This is a genomic window from Rhodococcus sp. TAF43, assembly GCF_052113525.1.
Lineage (GTDB): Bacteria > Actinomycetota > Actinomycetes > Mycobacteriales > Mycobacteriaceae > Prescottella.
Genome location: NZ_JBFRDL010000021.1, coordinates 20,636 through 36,201 on the forward strand (window position 1 = coordinate 20,636; position 15,566 = coordinate 36,201).

Consider the following 15,566-nt stretch of genomic DNA (forward strand, 5'->3'; position numbering starts at 1 on the left):
CCGAATGGCGAGGGCGGCGCCCTGCGGCCCGTTACTGTCGCCGATCATGAGTTCAGTCGAACGGTTCCAGACTCGCACCGCGGTGCGCCGGGCCGCGATGCATGTCGGTCTGACCATCGCGGGAGGGCTTTCCCCCTTGCTGCTCGCCGGTTGCACGTCGGGAGGCACGACCCCTGCACCCTCTGCGAGCGAGACGGAATCGGCGGCCGTCGACACGACCACAGGATCAGACGGATGTGATGTGGTGCCGAAGCAGCGCGACGAGCTGTACGGAAAGGAATGGCTTCTCGCTTACAAGCAGGAGCCGTCCTCGGGTGTGTCCCTCCGGCGCTGCCACTACTCGAGGAGTGCACAGGACAGAACCGATCTCGTACACCCGGCATCGGGCATCGCCGATGCCGACGAGGTACAGGAGATCATTCTGTCGCTGCCCGATTCGACCGACGTGGGCCACCGATGCGGCCCCGGGGGTGATTACGTGTTCATCTACACCTTCGACGAATACACCGTGCTCGACCAGTCCGGAACGCCAGTAGCGACGTTCCAGACAAGCGAGAACGGCCCGTGCGGAATCAACAACGTGATCCCCTCCGCATGACGCCGTGGCCCGACGATCCGCATCACCGCGGAATCCACAGCGCATGTGAAGTGTCGGACTTCGATGCCGAGCGCGGCGCGAGAGCGAGCGTGCAGACGAAGGTTGCGGCCGCGAAACCGACTGCGACACCGGGCATCATTAGTGACGCCTCCCCTGCAGACGTGGACAGCACCCACATCGAGCACATCGACATCAGCAGGAAGATCGCGGCCGCAGAACACGACGCGAAGCGCGCCCGCCGACCGCCGCCACGACCACACCTCCGCACACCGCACCCGAGCCGATCGCGATCGACATCTCCCGCCCCACCCATTCCCCCATGCGGTCATGCGTACCACAGGAGGCGTCGTCGAACCCTTCACTGGTGAAACGTCTTCGGCAGGGCGAAGGTTGCTCGTTCATCTCGGATCGCGCGCTTCACCGCTGAACCGCGTCGACGACTACTAGCGTCGGAGACATGGGACAGCCTGCCGTTACCGGGCGTCTGGTCTCGATCAATGTGGGAATGCCGCAGGACGTGCCCTGGCGCGGTAAAACGGTTCACACCGCAATCTGGAAGTCACCGGTGCCCGGGCCGGTCAGGGTTCGACGCCTCAACATCGACGGGGACGGACAGGGCGACCTGGCCGGGCACGGTGGTGAGATGCGCGCGGTCATGGTGTATCAACTCGACTCGTACGCTCACTGGCAGCAGGAGTTCGGGCGCGACGACTTCGTCCACGGTCAGTTCGGTGAGAATTTCACCGTCGACGGCCTCGCCGACCACGACGTCTGCATCGGCGACCGCTATCGCATCGGTGAGGCTGTCTTCGAGGTCACCCAGCCACGAGTCACCTGCTATCGGGTCGGGCTGCGGATGAACGAGCCTCGGATGGCCGCACTTCTCGTCGCGCATCGCCGGCCCGGCTTCTACCTTCGCGTCATCGAGGAAGGGACCGTGCAGGCCGGGCAGGACATCGTCAAGATCGCGGACGGCCCCGAATCCCTCACCGTGGTCGACGCGGATCGTCTGCTGTACACCGCGGATCATCCCCGGGAACAGCTCGAGAAGGCGCTCCGGATCGAGGCTCTGAGCCCGGGCTGGCAGACCTCGTTCCGTTCGCTTCTCCGACAGGCCGCCGTCCCGGCGGCGGCAACGTCGGGCTCAGTCCCGCCGCGGCCGGACCACCGCCCGCCTGGCCGGGTTTCCGCGGTCTGCGCGTCACCGACATCCGCCAGGAGACCCGCAACGTTTTCTCCATCGTGCTCGCCGACCCGAACGGCTCCGACCTTCCCGCCGCACTGCCCGGGCAGTACCTCACGGTGAAGATCGCGTCCGACGACAGCGGATCAGCGCCGGTGCGGAGCTATTCGCTGTCCGGTGAGCCCGGCGCTCCCACCTATCGGATCAGCATCAAGGTCGAGCCCCACGGTGTGGTCGGCAACAAGCTGCACGACGCACTGCAGGTCGGCGACGACCTCGCCTCCGCTGCACCACGAGGAACGTTCTTCCTGGCCGATGGCCAGACTCCCGTACTGCTCGTGTCCGCCGGGGTCGGGATCACCCCGGTGCTGGCGATGCTGCGTGCACTCGCAGACGAGGAATCCGGCCGCGAGGTGTGGTGGGTGCACGGCACCCGCAGCCGCGACGAACACGCGTTCGCGAATGAGGTGCGGCAGCAGCTGAACCGCCTGCCCCACAGCCACTTCCACGTCTGCTACAGCAGGCCCGCAGCCACCGACCGCCCCGGAATCGACTTCACGGACACCGGGCACATCGACGCCGAACTGCTCACCCGAATCGATCCCCCACGCGATGCCACCGCCTACCTGTGCGGACCCACCGCATTCATGAACGATGTAACCGGCGCCCTTGTCGGTCTGGGCCTCGGTCCGGAGCGGATACGCACCGAGATCTTCGGCGCGGGCCCGGGTATCACCCCCGGCATCGCGGCAACCCCGTCTGCGCCACCGCACGCTCCGCCGGGACCGCCGACGCAGGGACTCGCAGTGTCCTTCGCCCGCAGTGGCCTCACGGTGCCGTTCGACTCCACCGGATACGCGAGCATCCTCGAACTCGCCGAGGCCTGCGACGTCCCCGTTCGCTGGTCGTGCCGCACCGGCGTGTGTCACACCTGCGAAACCGCGATCATGAACGGCGACGTCGACTACGACCCCGATCCGGTGGACCCGCCCGGTTCCGGCGACGTTCTGATCTGCTGCTCGACGCCCCGCGACGACGTCGTCATCGACCTCTGACCCGGACGATCCGCTCGATGCGGACACGACATCCGTCGAACGTCCGGCGTCCGTGCGGCAATGGTGGCAGGCTCACGGTCATGGGTGACACATCGAACATCGGACCGGTCGAACTGGTCGTGCTGGCATTCCCCGGCGCTCGCGTCGACGACGCCACGGTCGCTGCGCTGCAGGACGTCGTCGACCGCGGCTACGTGACGCTGCTCGATCTCGTTTACCTCGCCAAGGACGCCGACGGGAACGTCACCCAGGTGGACGTCGACGAGGACCTCGACGACGTCGGCCTGGCAATCCTATCGATCGAGGCGAAGTCGCTCATCAGCGACGAGGACCTCGACGTCGTGCGCGATTCGCTCGAACCCGGCAGCTCCGCGGCGATCATCGTCTACGAGGAGACGTGGGCGCGACAACTCGCGTCGACGGTCCGCGGCGCCGGCGGCGAGGTCGCACTGCACGTCCAGATTCCCCGCGACGCGGTGATCTCCGCGGTCGAAGCAGCACTCTAGGAACAGGAGAGCCACATGGTATTTCGAGCCGGCCGCAGGGGTCGTCCCGGATTGCTCGGCACCGTCGCGCGCACCGCGGTCATCGCGGGCACGGCGCAGGCCACGTCCAACGCAGTGAACCGCCGCGGACAGCAGCGGGCCGCGGAGCAGCAGGCATACGCCGAACAGCAGGCCGCGGCACAGCAGGTGGCCGCCGTCCAGCCCGCGCCCCCGCCACCGCCCGCCGCGCCGTCGGGTGACGACCTGGTCTCCAAGCTGCAGCAACTCGGTCAGCTGCACCAGTCCGGTGTGCTGTCGGACGACGAGTTCGCCGCGGCGAAGGCACAGCTCCTCGCCTGAAAGATCCGACGAAACAACTGCATTCGTGTCGATGGCCTGACGAGAGGATGTCCACATGACGGAGAACGAGGGTGCCGCCCCTGCAATCGCCGCAGCCAATGCCCGGGCGTCGGCGGCGCTCCCGTTCTCCGACGATGCGGACGTCGCGGACGCGGACCGCGGCTTCGTCGCTGCGCTGAGTCCCGGTGTGGTCACGGCACCCGACGGAGCCGTGGTGTGGGACAACGATTCCTACGCTTTCCTCGCCGAGTCCTGCCCTCCGACCGTCCATCCGAGCCTGTGGCGGCAGTCGGGGCTGGTCGCGCGGCAGGGCCTGTTCGAGGTCGCCGAGCGGATCTACCAGATTCGCGGCCTCGACCTGTCGAACATGACACTGATCGAGGGCGAGACCGGCGTCGTCGTCATCGACCCGTTGATCTCGGCGGAGACGGCCGCGGCCGGACTCGCGCTCTACCGTGAGCACCGCGGTCACCGGCCGGTGACCGCGGTGATCTACACGCACTCCCACATCGACCACTTCGGTGGGGTCAAGGGCGTCACCACCGAGGAGGACGTCGCGGCGGGGCGCTGCGCGATCATCGCGCCTGTCGGCTTCGTCGAGCACGCCGTCGAGGAGAACGTCTTCGCCGGCACCGCCATGGCACGCCGGGCCGCGTACATGTACGGCGCCGCACTGCCGCGTGGACCCCACGGCGCCGTCGGGGCCGGGCTGGGGCAGACCACGTCGACGGGAACCCCGACCCTGATCACTCCCACGCTCGACATCACGGCGACCGGACAGATGGAAAACGTCGACGGGGTTCGAATCGAGTTCCAGATGACGCCGGGCACCGAAGCGCCGGCCGAGATGAACTTCTACTTCCCCGATCTGCGCGCACTGTGCATGGCCGAGAACGCAACCCACACACTCCACAATCTGCTGACGCTGCGCGGCGCCCTGGTACGGGACCCGCACGTGTGGGCGAAGTACCTGACCGAATCGATCAATCGGTACACCGCACGCTCCGACGTCCTGTTCGCCTCCCACCACTGGCCCACCTGGGGGACGGCGCGGCTCACCGACTTCCTCTCGCTGCAGCGCGACCTGTACGGCTACCTGCACGACCAGACTCTCCGACGAATCAACCAGGGCCACACGGGTATCGAGATAGCCGAGGAGATCGAGTTACCGCCCGCGCTGGTGAACGCCTGGCACACGCACGGCTACTACGGTTCGGTGAGCCACAACGTCAAGGCGATCTACCAGCGCTATATGGGCTGGTTCGACGGCAACCCGGCCCACCTGTGGGAACACCCGCCGGTGGAGTTCGCGCGGCGGCACGTCGAGTTCATGGGCGGGTCGGCCGAGGTGCTACGGAAAGCACGGGAGTCATACGCGGACGGCGACTTTCGCTGGGTCGCGCAGGTGGTGAACTACGTCGTCTTCGCCGAACCCGACAACGCGGAGGCGAAGGCCCTGCAGGCCGACACCTTCGAACAGCTCGCGTACGGCGCCGAGAACGGGACATGGCGCAACTTCTATCTCACCGGCGCGTACGAGCTACGCAACGGGCCCGTCGGAACCCCGACGGCGAGCGCCGCGCCCGACATCGCGGCCGCACTGTCGGTGGAGCAGGTGTTCGACGCGATCTCGCTGCGGATCGACGGACCCAGGGCGTGGGCGGCGCACATCGTGATCGACTGGCGCATCACCGACGAGGACGTCGTGCACCGCACACAGCTGCGCAACGGCTTGCTGGTGCACTTCGACCTCGACGCCACCGTCAGGGACTGGCCGGCCCCGGACGCGACGTTCACCCTCACCCGGCCGATGCTGCTCGGCGCGTTGCTCGGTGGGGTGAACATGGGCGAGGCGATCGCCGACGGCCGGATCGCCGTCGAGGGTGACGTCGCCGCCCTGGCGGAACTCGCCGGGTATGTCGACGAGCCCGACCCGAACTTCGCGATCGTCACCCCCTGACGAAGGCACCCACCACGACCGGACGGGCGATCAGATCGGCGTCAGCCCCCACCGCGCGGCCGTTGCCGCGGCCGCCGTGCGGTTGGGCGCCGCGATCTTGCGCAGGATCCGCTCGAGATGCGTGGCCACCGTCGCGGGGCCGATCCGCAGCCGCGCGGCAATCGCACCGTTGGAGGCGCCCGTCGGCAGCAGCGCAAGCACCTCCGCCTCCCGCCCGGTCAGTTCCATCGGCGGGTTACCCGGGCGGCACGCGACCAGGGTGCCGCCGCGCCGGACCGGCTCCATTCGCACACACAGCACCGAGCCCGCACCGACGAAGACGAAGTCTGCGGCCCGTCCCGACGCCGCGACGGCGCCGGCCAGTCGACCGCCGGTCGTGCCGGGGCCGAACAGGACGACCGGGGCGTCACCGGTCAGCGCCCGTGCCGAGCCGTCGGCATCGACGACCAGCGCGGCGTCTCCGGGACCTACCCGCGGGGACGGGCCGGGCTGTGCCAACGGGTCGAGCGCCTCCGCCAGCACGTCGCTCAGCAAGGTGACCGTGACGACGGACTGCTGGTCGAATCGCTGTCCGTCGGTGGTACTCATGTTGAGCATCCCGATGTAGCGACCGTCCCGCGTGTGGAGGCACTGGCTCAGCCCGTCGCTGTAGTTGTGCGAGCGAATGACCCGATCGAACACCGGTCCCGAACGCATCGCCTCGGGGACGTCGAAGAGTCGCATGGGAAGTCGCGTGTCCCGCAACTGCCGGAAAAGTGGGTGCCGTGGCATGCAGTTGTTCACGACGTCGACCGAATCGGCGTGGTAGCCGAGGCTCGCGCTGGTCACGTGTGCGCCTGCAACAGGGTCCCAGAACGACAGCACCGCGTGCCTGTACGGAACGGCGGCGGCGAGTTCGAACAGGACCCGACCGGTGGAGACACCAGGGGAACCCGCGTCGAGCGACCCCGAGGTCACGGCCGCCCGAAGGCACAGGGCCGCCCCCAACCGGTCAACCGTCGTGTCCATGGCGGCAGTATGCCCTACGTCACAGAAGACCCCGCCGCGTCCGTCGATCGACGGATCCCCGGACCGCACGGCGGACGTACGTTCGCTCCTCCATCGATCAACGAGCCACGGAGGATGCCATGGATATCGCCGACTACGCCGCGCGGGATGCGACCGAACTCGCGTCACTGATCGCCGCGGGAGAGGTGAGCGCCGCGGAGGTGCACGTCGCGGCCGCGGCCGCACTGGACCAGGTCGAGCCGCAACTGGGTGCGGTCGTCGGCGAGCGGTTCGCCCAGCCACTCGACCACGACGCGTCGGGACCGTTCCGGGGTGTGCCGTTCGCGATCAAGGACCTGATCACGCACGCCGCCGGGGTGCCGCAGCGCAACGGCAGCAGACTGTTCGGGCCCGGGATCGAGCATCCCCACGACAACGACCTGATGACACGGTTCCGCCGCGCGGGCCTGGCCACGATGGCGGTGACCACCTCCCCCGAATTCGGCTTCAACGCGACCACCGAGGCGCTCGCCTACGGCGGGCCCACCCGCAATCCGTGGGATCCGACGCGCAGCCCTGGCGGATCGAGTGGCGGATCGGCGGCACTGGTGGCGGCGGGCGCGCTGCCGTTCGCCCACGCCAACGACGGCGGCGGCTCGATCCGCATCCCCGCCGCGGCGTGCGGTCTCGTCGGCCTCAAGCCGAGCAGGGGCCGCACCACTGTCGGCCCCGACCACGGCGACCCCCTGCTCGGACTGGGCATCGAGTTCGCCGTCACGCGCACGGTGCGGGACTGCGCCGCGCTGTTCGACGCGGTGCACGGATCCGAACCCGGCGACAAGTACCTGTTCCCCTCGGAGGATGCGTCGTTCAGCGAACTGATCACCCGGGGCGTACGGCCGCTGCGGATCGCGTTCACCACCGTCCCGTACGACGCGAGCCGCACGGTCGATCCGGAATGTGCACGGGCCGTGACCGACCTCGCCGCCCGACTCGCGGACCTGGGCCACCACGTCGAGGAGGCGGCGCCGCGCATCGACGCCGCGGCGTTCGACAAGGCGAACCTCGACGCGTGGTGCAGCTTCCTCGGCGACATCGTGACCACGGCCTCCGAGATGGCGGGCACGGTTCCTGGCCGCGAGCACCTCGAGGCGACGACGCTGGCGTGCGCAGAGTACGGCGCTTCCCTGAGCGCACGCGACATCTTCGCAGCCGAGCACCAGTTCAACGTCGCCCGCCGGGAGGTCGCGCGGTTCCTCACCGGGTACGACGTGTTCCTGACGCCGACCACCGCACAGCCGAACGTCCCACTCGGGCAGCTCGACGCAGACGACGCCTCGCTCGACGCCCGTGGTTGGTACGACAGGATCTTCGAGTACGGCGCGTTCACCGCACTGTTCAACGCGACCGGCAATCCCGCGATCTCGCTGCCGCTCGCCGAATCCGGCACGGGCTGGCCGATCGGACTTCAGTTCGTCGGCAGGTACGGCGACGAGGCCACCCTGCTAGCTCTCGCCGCGGATCTGGAACGGGCGATGCCCTGGTCGGCTCGACGCCCAGGGATCTACGCGCACTGACGGCGATTGCTCGGACCGGACCGAATCAGCCTCACGCCACACCGTGACGGCGCTCGTTGACCAGGACACAGATGTCCTTGTCGGCGGCGGTCCGGTTCGCCGCCTCGAGCTCGCCCGCGAGCAGCAGTTCACGTTCGCGGGCAGCGAGCGCCCGAATCGCGCGGTCTAGCTCGTCGTGCTCCATCGCCCACGCCGCCGCGTGCACGGGAGACGACCTCGCGCGTCGACGTTCGCCCCATTCCTTCCACGCGAACACGATGAGTGCCAGTATCGTCAGCAGGATCGGGATCATCGCGACGACCACCAGCCACGTCGGCGCTGCGACCAACTCCCCCGAGTACTCGCCCGGATACTCTCCCGGCCCCATGAATCCACCCCCACCACCATGACAATGCCGCGCGAACTACGCTGCGCCCGTCTGCGTATCGGATAATAGACCGGCTCCTCGACCGCGGGAGCGGCACCCGAAGATGGTCGAACCGGTATGCCGGCACCTCCGGTTCGCGCAGAATGGGAGTCGGCGTACACGCGGACGAACCCCGGGAGCGGTGCGATGATCCGACTACGGCTCGGCCAAGCATTGATGGTCACCGCGCTCGTCGCTGCGGTCGTTGCCACGGCGCCCGCCCATGCACAGCAACCGACCCCGGCAGCTGCGCCGGGCACGGTGACCGCTGTGACTCCCCTGCCGCCGTCGTTCTGGATCCCCGGCGCCGTCGACGGATCGAAGCTCACCTACTGGTCCACCGGCCCACTGAACCGGCCCGCGTTGAGTACCGGCGCGGTCTTCCTCCCACCCGGTGATCCACCCGCAGGTGGCTGGCCGGTGGTCTCATGGGCGCACGGCACCGTGGGCATCGCCGACAAGTGCGCTCCTACCGTGACCGGGACGGTCGGCAGTCCGTACCTCACGCACTGGCTCTCGCAGGGTTACGCGATCGTCGCGACCGACTACGTGGGGCTGGGCACGCCGGGAATCCACCCGTACCTGGACGGTCCGTCGGAGGCGCACAGCGTGGTCGACATGGTGCGCGCTGCGCGTGCGGTCGAACCGTCCCTGTCGTCGCGGTGGGTGGCACTGGGCCAGTCTCAGGGCGGCCAGTCCGCGATGGCCACGGCGGCGATCGCGACACGCTACGCACCCGAACTGGACTACCGCGGGGCGGTCGCGACCGGGGCGCCGTCGAATCTGGAGAACCTAGCGCCGCTCGTTGGGCCGGGCTTCCCCCGATTGCCACTGACCGGCAGCACCGTGTTCGTCTCGTACATCCTGGCCGGACTCCGGGCGGCACGACCCGATCTCGACATCGATCGATACCTGACACCGCGCGGCATCGACGCCCTCGCCCGAGCCGAAACCGACTGCTACGAGGAAATGGCAACGGACCTGGACGACGTCACGATCGGCGATCTGGTGAACCGGCCGCTCGACGATCCCGCAGTGCTGGCCGCTGCTCGCGGCATGCTCGAGATCCCGACGACCGGCTACGACCGGCCCGTCTTCCTCGGGCAGGGGTTGACGGACGAGATGGTGCCGGCTCCGCTGGCGTTGAAGCTCGCGGCCGAACTCGCCGCCAACCGCCAACCGGTCACGTTCCGCACGTACCCGACGGGGCATATCGAGACGATGCGGGCTGCACTTCCCGAGAGCCTGTCCTTCGTCCGAAACCTGTTCGGGCCGTGAGTAGGTCGGATGCTCAACGCGGGGCCAGGTTCGTCAGCGCCAGAGCAAGAATGCGCTCCATGTCTTCGACCCGATAACTCGCCTCGGGCTCGCAGGCTCGGTCAGCGACCAGGTGATTGGACATGGCCAGTCCGTGCAGCAGAACCCAGAGCATCGGACCGACGTCCCGAGCCTCGCCGGCGATGAGGGTGCCGCTCTGCTGCGCCTCGACGACCAGTTCCTGGAAGTACCGATTGAAGTCGTTGGCGGCATCTTCGAGCACCCGGCTCGGCTTGATCGCATAGTCGCCGCCGAACTCGAGTCGGTAGTGGTTCGGATGTTCCCAGGCGACTCGTACGTAGGCGAGGCAAGCACGGAACAGCGGGGCGGTGGCCGGAGTGGTGTCCGCGACGACACGCTGCATCTCTGCCTTCAGGAAGGCCAGGTTCTCGGCGGCCACCGAACTGAGGAGGTCGTCCTTGTCCTGGAAGTGCCGGTACGGAGCCGTCCGCGACACGTCGGCCGCGGCACCAACCGCCCGCAAGGTGACGTGAGCCGGTCCACCCCGCGCCAAGAGTTCACTGGCCGCGGCGATCAGGGCACGGCGCGTGTCTCGGGTTCTTTCCTGCACGCCCAGAGAATAGGAGGAGGTTGACGCTGTCAACAAGTCGAGTTAAGTTGACGCCGTCAACTAGACGGTGGTGGTCGAACCGTCCGGTCGAGATGCCGAGCACGGTCGGCCCGACGCATGATCCGGGCCAACGCCGACCGGCTACTACGTTCGTCCGATACGGGGGCTCAATGACATCCACATCGCAGGCAAATCCGCTCGACCTACTCYGCTCGGATGTTGCGACCTGGAATTCCCTACGGAGTTCCAGCGATTCAGAGACGGTCAGCCTCGTCGACGCCGACCTGGCGGGTGTGGGCCTGGCGGGCGCAAATCTGACGGGCATCGATCTCACCGGCGCAGACATGTCCGGAGCCGACCTCACGGATGCCGAACTCGCAGGCGCGAATCTGACTTCCGCCGAGTTTGTCGGCGCCAACCTGACGAGGGCCGATCTCACCGGCGCAATCGCGCATGACGCCAATTTCACCGGCGCGTATCTCACCCGGGCGAACCTGCGGGACGCCGACCTGACGATGGCCTATCTGACGAGAACCTACCTCGCACATGCAGATATCACCGGCGCGAACCTCTCGGGCGCGTACATGACCGGCGCATACCTCGGGGAGGCCGATCTGACGGGCGCCACCCTGATCGGCACCTATCTGGGCAAGGCCAACCTGACCGGCGCGAACCTCGTTGACGCCGTCCTGAACGGTGCCGATCTGACCGATGCGACCTTGCCGGACGGCACAGTGGCCGAGTGACGGCGGGCGTATCTTCCCCGTCGGCATCCTGAAGAGACCGTAGGACTCGAAAGAGTCCGTGACCTCGTTTCGTAGGCATGGCCGGCTGAATCTGTTGATCATCGGAAGTAGTGGTGAGCTCGGCCCACAAGGCGTGGACCGTCCTGGATATGGAACCCTCGCGAACCCTGCGAAATCTGGTTCTGCGAGACGGGCGGCAGACGCCGGATAGGCTCCCGGACATGGACGTCCGAGTGGAGATCATCCGGGAGGCGAGTCAAGGGATCGTAGATGCCTTCAGCAGGTTGCTGCCGCAGTTGTCGTCGACCGCCAAGCCCCTCGACTACGAAGCGATCGACCGGATGGTGACCTGTGATGCCAACACCGTGCTCGTCGCCCGAACATCTGATGCGGTCGTCGGCACCCTGACCCTGGTGCTGTTGCCCCTGCCGTCCGGTGCGAGGGCCCGTATCGAAGACGTTGTCGTCGACGGTGCGGCGCGAGGCCAGGGAGTCGCTGGACTTCTCACTCAGGAGGCCCTGCGGATCGCCCGGGAGGCGGGTGCCCGGACAGTGGATCTCACCTCCCGACCAGATCGTGCAGCAGCTAATCGACTGTACGAGCGTCTCGGCTTCCAGGCCCGCAAGTCCAGGGTCTACCGCTTTCCATTTGACGACTGACAGCCAACCGCCGACGGCCCGCTGCGGCGCCCGTCTGTTCGAGAAGCCGCAGATGCCGGAATAACGCCCCCACCTCTTCATATGGGGTGGCAGGCCCGCAACAGTGGCAGGGATGCGAACGGGCCGGCCATGAAAGAGCGCTCGACTTGGTCGAGGTCGACATCCAACAGATCGCCCAACTCGCTGAACACCGCGTTGCTCACGAGAATGTCTACGCCGCCGAACAATTCGACAGTCCTGGACACAAGCGGATCGAGTGCGTCATGATCGCTCACATCGCAGGCGATCGGCTCGGCGCGCACACCCGAATTGGTCAACTCCGCACAAGTGTCCACCAGCTTGCTCTCCGTGCGCCCCACTACCGCGATGTTCGCCCCTCCTTCGCCAAGCGACAGCGACGCGCTGCCCTACGCCCTGGCCCGCGCCGGTGATCAGCGCGACTCTGCCATCAAGGGTGCCCATCAGCGCTCAACCGGTGGTTCCAGAGACTTGTCGGGGCCCGCGTTTCACCTCGGCTACAACGTGACCACGAACGGCCGGTCGGGAACTGCCGAGGGTAGTTTTCATATGCATGAGTTTCGCGAGATGAGATGACGTTCGATGACGACCTCCGTGAAAGCCGAGCGCGGAAACCTGCCGGCGGAATCGACCAGTTTCATCGGCCGGCGCCGTGAGCTGGCCGAGGCGCGGCGGTTGCTGTCGGCCTCGCGGCTGGTGACCCTGACCGGCATCGGTGGGGTCGGCAAGACCAGGCTGGCGGTGCGGACCGCCGAGGACTCGCGGCGAGCATTTCCCGACGGGGTGTGGTTTGTCGCGCTCGGCGAGCTGCACGATTCGATGTTGTTGGCCGAGACCGTGGCGGCCACGCTCGGACTCGCGGATCAGCCGGGCCGGTCGTCGTCCCGGCACCTGATCGATCACCTCTCCACCACCCGGACGTTGTTGGTGCTGGACGACTGCGAGCATGTGCTCGATGCCGTCGCGGAGTTGGCGGAGGCGCTGCTGCGAACGTGTCCGGAGCTGCGAATCCTGGGGACGAGCCGCGAGGTCCTCGGGGTGGTCGGGGAACAGGTGATGCGGGTGCCACCGTTGACGGTTCCGGACGCGCAGCGGATCCCGTCACTCGAGGCGCTGCCCCAGTACGAGGCGGTCACACTGTTCGTCACGCGGGCCACCGCGGGCCGTCCGGACTTCGCGCTCACCGAGGCCAACTGCGCGGCAGTGGCGGGAATCTGCAGCAGGCTGGACGGGCTGCCATTGGCAATCGAGCTGGCGGCGGTGCGGATCCGGGCGATGTCAGCCGAGCAGATCCTGCAACGCCTGACGGACCGGTACCAGTTGCTGACTGCCGGTTCTCGGGTCGCACCGACCCGCAAACAGACGTTGCGGGCGTGTGTGGACTGGAGCTACGACCTGTGCGAGGAACGGGAGCAGAAGCTCTGGACCTGGCTGTCGGTGTTCGCCGGCAGCTTCGAACTGGATGCCGCCGAGGGCATCTGCCCAGACGAGCTGGTTGCAGACGACTTCCTGGATGCGGTCGCCTCGCTCGTGGACAAGTCGATCCTGGTCCGGGAGCAGGTCGGGGAGGTTGTGCGCCTCGGCATGGCCGAGACGATCCGCGTGTACGGCAGGGAGAGGTTGCGCGAATCCGGCGACTACGCCTGGTTCCTGCGGCGGCACCTCGACTGGTACGAACGACTGGTACTGCGGGCCGCGTCCGACTGGATCGGCCCCCACCAGACGCAGTGGATCGCCCGACTCGATCGGGAACAGCCGAACCTGCGCGATTGCCTGGCGTTCAGTCTGACGGACGCGGTCGTCGCTTCCGATCCGGATATCAGCGCGCGCATCGTCAACGCCATGTTCCTGTTCTGGTCGTGCCGGGGTCTGCTGACGGAGGCCCGGCATTGGATGGGCCGCTGTCTGACGAGCTCCGACACCATGCAGGCCGAGGAGCGCGTGGTGATGTCGTACTTCGACAGCCTGTTAGCTGGTATGCAGGGCCAACTCGACGAGGCCGCGGCGAGGGTGACGGAATGTTGCTCGCTCGCAGAGCAATTGGGAGATGCCGAGTCGATCGAGATCGCGAACTACGCGAACGGGTATCTGGCCGTGTTCCGTGGAGACCTCGCCGCGGCGGTCGAGCCGTTCCGGGCCGCACTCACGAGCGACCCAGATCTGGGTCGATCCTGGCGCCGGACCGCCATACTGCTGGGTTCCCTTCCCTCCCTTGCACTCGTCAGCGGGCTGCTGGGGGACGAGGGGACGGCCGTCGCCTGTCACGAGCGGGTACTCGAGATCACGACGCCGCTGGGTGAGTCCTATTTCCGGGCGTACTCGTTGTGGGCTCTCGGCGTGATAGCGCTCCGGGCAGGAGAACTCGATCGGGCAGCAGCCCTGACGGAACAGGCGTTGCGGCTGATCTGGCAGATCCATGTCCAGGTCATGACCGGCTGGTGCCTGGAGTCGTTGGCCTGGATCGCGATCCGAGGCGGCAATCCGAAAGGTGCCGCGGTCCTGATGGGCGCCGCCGAGACCCTCGCGCGGACGGCGGGAAGCGCCTCGGTAACCCTCCCCTACCTGCTCGGCTACCACGACAAGTGCGCGCAATCCACCCGCGAGGCACTCGGGGACCGCGCCTACGGCGTGGCCTTGCGCACCGGTGCCGACATGAGCCTCGGCGAGGCCGTCGCCTACGCACTCGGCGACCACACCGCCGACCAGCCCCGGACGACACCGGTCACACCGGTGTTGACTCGCCGCGAGACCGAGGTGGCCGAACTCGTCGCGAAAGGCCTGACCAACAGGGAGATCGCCTCCATGTTGGTGATCTCACCCCGCACCGCCCAGGGCCACGTCGAGCACATCCTGACCAAGCTCGGGTTCACCTCGAGGACGCAGATCGCGGCCTGGAGTGCCGAGAACCAGCAGCATCGACAACTCTGATCCGAGGCTCTGATCCGACGACGGGGAGATGCCGTGACGCCCTGGACGTGCCCGGCCGCGACGTTGGTAGCGGGCGTGGCGGCCGGGTACAACTCGGCGTCGGTCCTGGAGGGTTCGTTGAAGTCAGCGCCCGGTGGTGCTGTCGATCAGTTCGCGGAGGATGTCGGCGTGGCCGGCGTGGCGGCCGGTCTCTTCGATCATGTGGGTCAGTGCCCAACGGACGCTGGGGGTTGGGCGTCCCGGTCGCACCCGCGGAACGGGTGAGCCGAGGTCGGGGCACTCGTCGAGAATCTTGTTCGCGGCTGCGACGGTCTCGCGGTAGCGGGCAACGACATCGACCACGCTGTCCGTTGGCACGGCCCGGAACGTCGCCTGCCAGTCGGTCACGTTGTCGCCGAGGAACATCGCGCGCTCTACGAACGTCAGGTGATTGAGCAGTCCGAGCAGGTTCGTGCCCGAGGGCACTGCTGCTTGTCGCACCTGCGGTTCGGGTGCGCCGTCAACCTTCGCGGCAATCGCCGATCGGAGGTAGTCGAGGAAAGCACGGAGGGTCTCGGTCTCGCTGTATCCGGATCGCGGCGGTGGGGTGTCGCTGCGGCGCTTACGCGGCGAGTTGGTGGGCACGGTGGCCTCCTTCCTGGGTCTGGTCAGGCGGTACGGCGGATGAGGAGGGCGAGATCGGTCACCTCGGCGGTTTCGCCATCCCGTCCGGTCGC

The 15,566-nt window shown here is 67.6% G+C and carries 16 protein-coding genes; 11 read left to right on the forward strand and 5 right to left on the reverse strand.

Translation table 11 applies throughout. The annotated features are described in order from the left end of the window. The first annotated feature begins 82 nt into the window (after positions 1-82). The 6 genes from AB4Z09_RS14860 (at position 83) to AB4Z09_RS14885 (ending at position 5,641) form a co-directional block, all read left to right on the forward strand. Positions 83-598: a hypothetical protein gene (locus AB4Z09_RS14860; RefSeq protein WP_442240078.1), complete on the forward strand. Its 516-nt coding sequence runs from the start codon at positions 83-85 to the stop codon at positions 596-598. A gap of 457 nt (positions 599-1,055) precedes the next feature. Further along, entirely contained in the window at positions 1,056-1,904 is an 849-nt protein-coding gene (locus AB4Z09_RS14865; protein WP_442240079.1) for an MOSC domain-containing protein, read from the forward strand. After that, positions 1,841-2,836 (forward strand): 2Fe-2S iron-sulfur cluster-binding protein, encoded by a 996-nt coding sequence (locus tag AB4Z09_RS14870; protein ID WP_442240080.1) that lies wholly within the window; start codon positions 1,841-1,843, stop codon positions 2,834-2,836. The genes AB4Z09_RS14865 and AB4Z09_RS14870 overlap by 64 nt, the downstream gene beginning before the upstream one ends. Positions 2,837-2,916: 80 nt before the next feature. After that, a complete protein-coding gene (locus AB4Z09_RS14875; RefSeq protein ID WP_114724510.1) occupies positions 2,917-3,342 on the forward strand; it encodes a DUF6325 family protein in 426 nt (141 codons plus the stop codon). Between the two features lie 15 nt (positions 3,343-3,357). Further along, on the forward strand, positions 3,358-3,681 hold the full coding sequence (locus AB4Z09_RS14880) for an SHOCT domain-containing protein (protein WP_114724498.1): 324 nt from the start codon (positions 3,358-3,360) through the stop codon (positions 3,679-3,681). Positions 3,682-3,736: 55 nt separating this feature from the next. Then, positions 3,737-5,641 (forward strand): alkyl/aryl-sulfatase, encoded by a 1,905-nt coding sequence (locus tag AB4Z09_RS14885; RefSeq protein ID WP_442240081.1) that lies wholly within the window; start codon positions 3,737-3,739, stop codon positions 5,639-5,641. Between the two features lie 30 nt (positions 5,642-5,671). On the opposite strand, the gene AB4Z09_RS14890 is transcribed toward AB4Z09_RS14885, so the two are convergent. Further along, positions 5,672-6,649 carry a helix-turn-helix transcriptional regulator gene (locus AB4Z09_RS14890; RefSeq protein ID WP_174910772.1) on the reverse strand — a complete coding sequence of 326 codons (978 nt, stop codon included), beginning with the start codon at positions 6,647-6,649 and terminating at the stop codon, positions 5,672-5,674. Positions 6,650-6,768: 119 nt separating this feature from the next. Here AB4Z09_RS14890 and AB4Z09_RS14895 point away from each other — a divergent pair, with 119 nt between their 5' ends. Further along, positions 6,769-8,205: an amidase gene (locus AB4Z09_RS14895; protein ID WP_174910774.1), complete on the forward strand. Its 1,437-nt coding sequence runs from the start codon at positions 6,769-6,771 to the stop codon at positions 8,203-8,205. Between the two features lie 31 nt (positions 8,206-8,236). On the opposite strand, the gene AB4Z09_RS14900 is transcribed toward AB4Z09_RS14895, so the two are convergent. Next, on the reverse strand, positions 8,237-8,572 hold the full coding sequence (locus AB4Z09_RS14900) for a hypothetical protein (RefSeq protein ID WP_114724502.1): 336 nt from the start codon (positions 8,570-8,572) through the stop codon (positions 8,237-8,239). 186 nt (positions 8,573-8,758) lie between these two features. On the opposite strand from AB4Z09_RS14900, the gene AB4Z09_RS14905 reads away from it, so the two are divergent. Continuing rightward, the gene (locus AB4Z09_RS14905) at positions 8,759-9,889 is read left to right on the forward strand and encodes a lipase family protein (RefSeq protein ID WP_442240082.1); all 1,131 of its coding nucleotides are present in this window, start codon (positions 8,759-8,761) and stop codon (positions 9,887-9,889) included. A 13-nt stretch (positions 9,890-9,902) separates the two neighbouring features. Here AB4Z09_RS14905 and AB4Z09_RS14910 read toward each other — a convergent pair whose 3' ends face one another. Continuing rightward, positions 9,903-10,499 carry a TetR/AcrR family transcriptional regulator gene (locus AB4Z09_RS14910; RefSeq protein WP_174910779.1) on the reverse strand — a complete coding sequence of 199 codons (597 nt, stop codon included), beginning with the start codon at positions 10,497-10,499 and terminating at the stop codon, positions 9,903-9,905. A gap of 170 nt (positions 10,500-10,669) precedes the next feature. Between AB4Z09_RS14910 and AB4Z09_RS14915 the strand changes: the two genes are divergently transcribed. Beyond that, entirely contained in the window at positions 10,670-11,245 is a 576-nt protein-coding gene (locus AB4Z09_RS14915; RefSeq protein ID WP_442240093.1) for a pentapeptide repeat-containing protein, read from the forward strand. A gap of 221 nt (positions 11,246-11,466) precedes the next feature. Beyond that, positions 11,467-11,904: a GNAT family N-acetyltransferase gene (locus tag AB4Z09_RS14920; protein ID WP_114724512.1), complete on the forward strand. Its 438-nt coding sequence runs from the start codon at positions 11,467-11,469 to the stop codon at positions 11,902-11,904. A 77-nt stretch (positions 11,905-11,981) separates the two neighbouring features. Here AB4Z09_RS14920 and AB4Z09_RS14925 read toward each other — a convergent pair whose 3' ends face one another. Then, entirely contained in the window at positions 11,982-12,263 is a 282-nt protein-coding gene (locus tag AB4Z09_RS14925) for an SDR family NAD(P)-dependent oxidoreductase (protein WP_174910782.1), read from the reverse strand. 241 nt (positions 12,264-12,504) lie between these two features. Here AB4Z09_RS14925 and AB4Z09_RS14930 point away from each other — a divergent pair, with 241 nt between their 5' ends. Further along, the gene (locus AB4Z09_RS14930; RefSeq protein ID WP_442240083.1) at positions 12,505-14,850 is read left to right on the forward strand and encodes an ATP-binding protein; all 2,346 of its coding nucleotides are present in this window, start codon (positions 12,505-12,507) and stop codon (positions 14,848-14,850) included. A gap of 123 nt (positions 14,851-14,973) precedes the next feature. Here the strand turns inward: AB4Z09_RS14930 and AB4Z09_RS14935 are convergent, their stop codons facing one another. Then, positions 14,974-15,474, reverse strand: a complete 501-nt coding sequence (locus AB4Z09_RS14935; RefSeq protein ID WP_174910788.1) for a DinB family protein — start codon at positions 15,472-15,474, stop codon at positions 14,974-14,976. Positions 15,475-15,566: the final 92 nt, after the last annotated feature.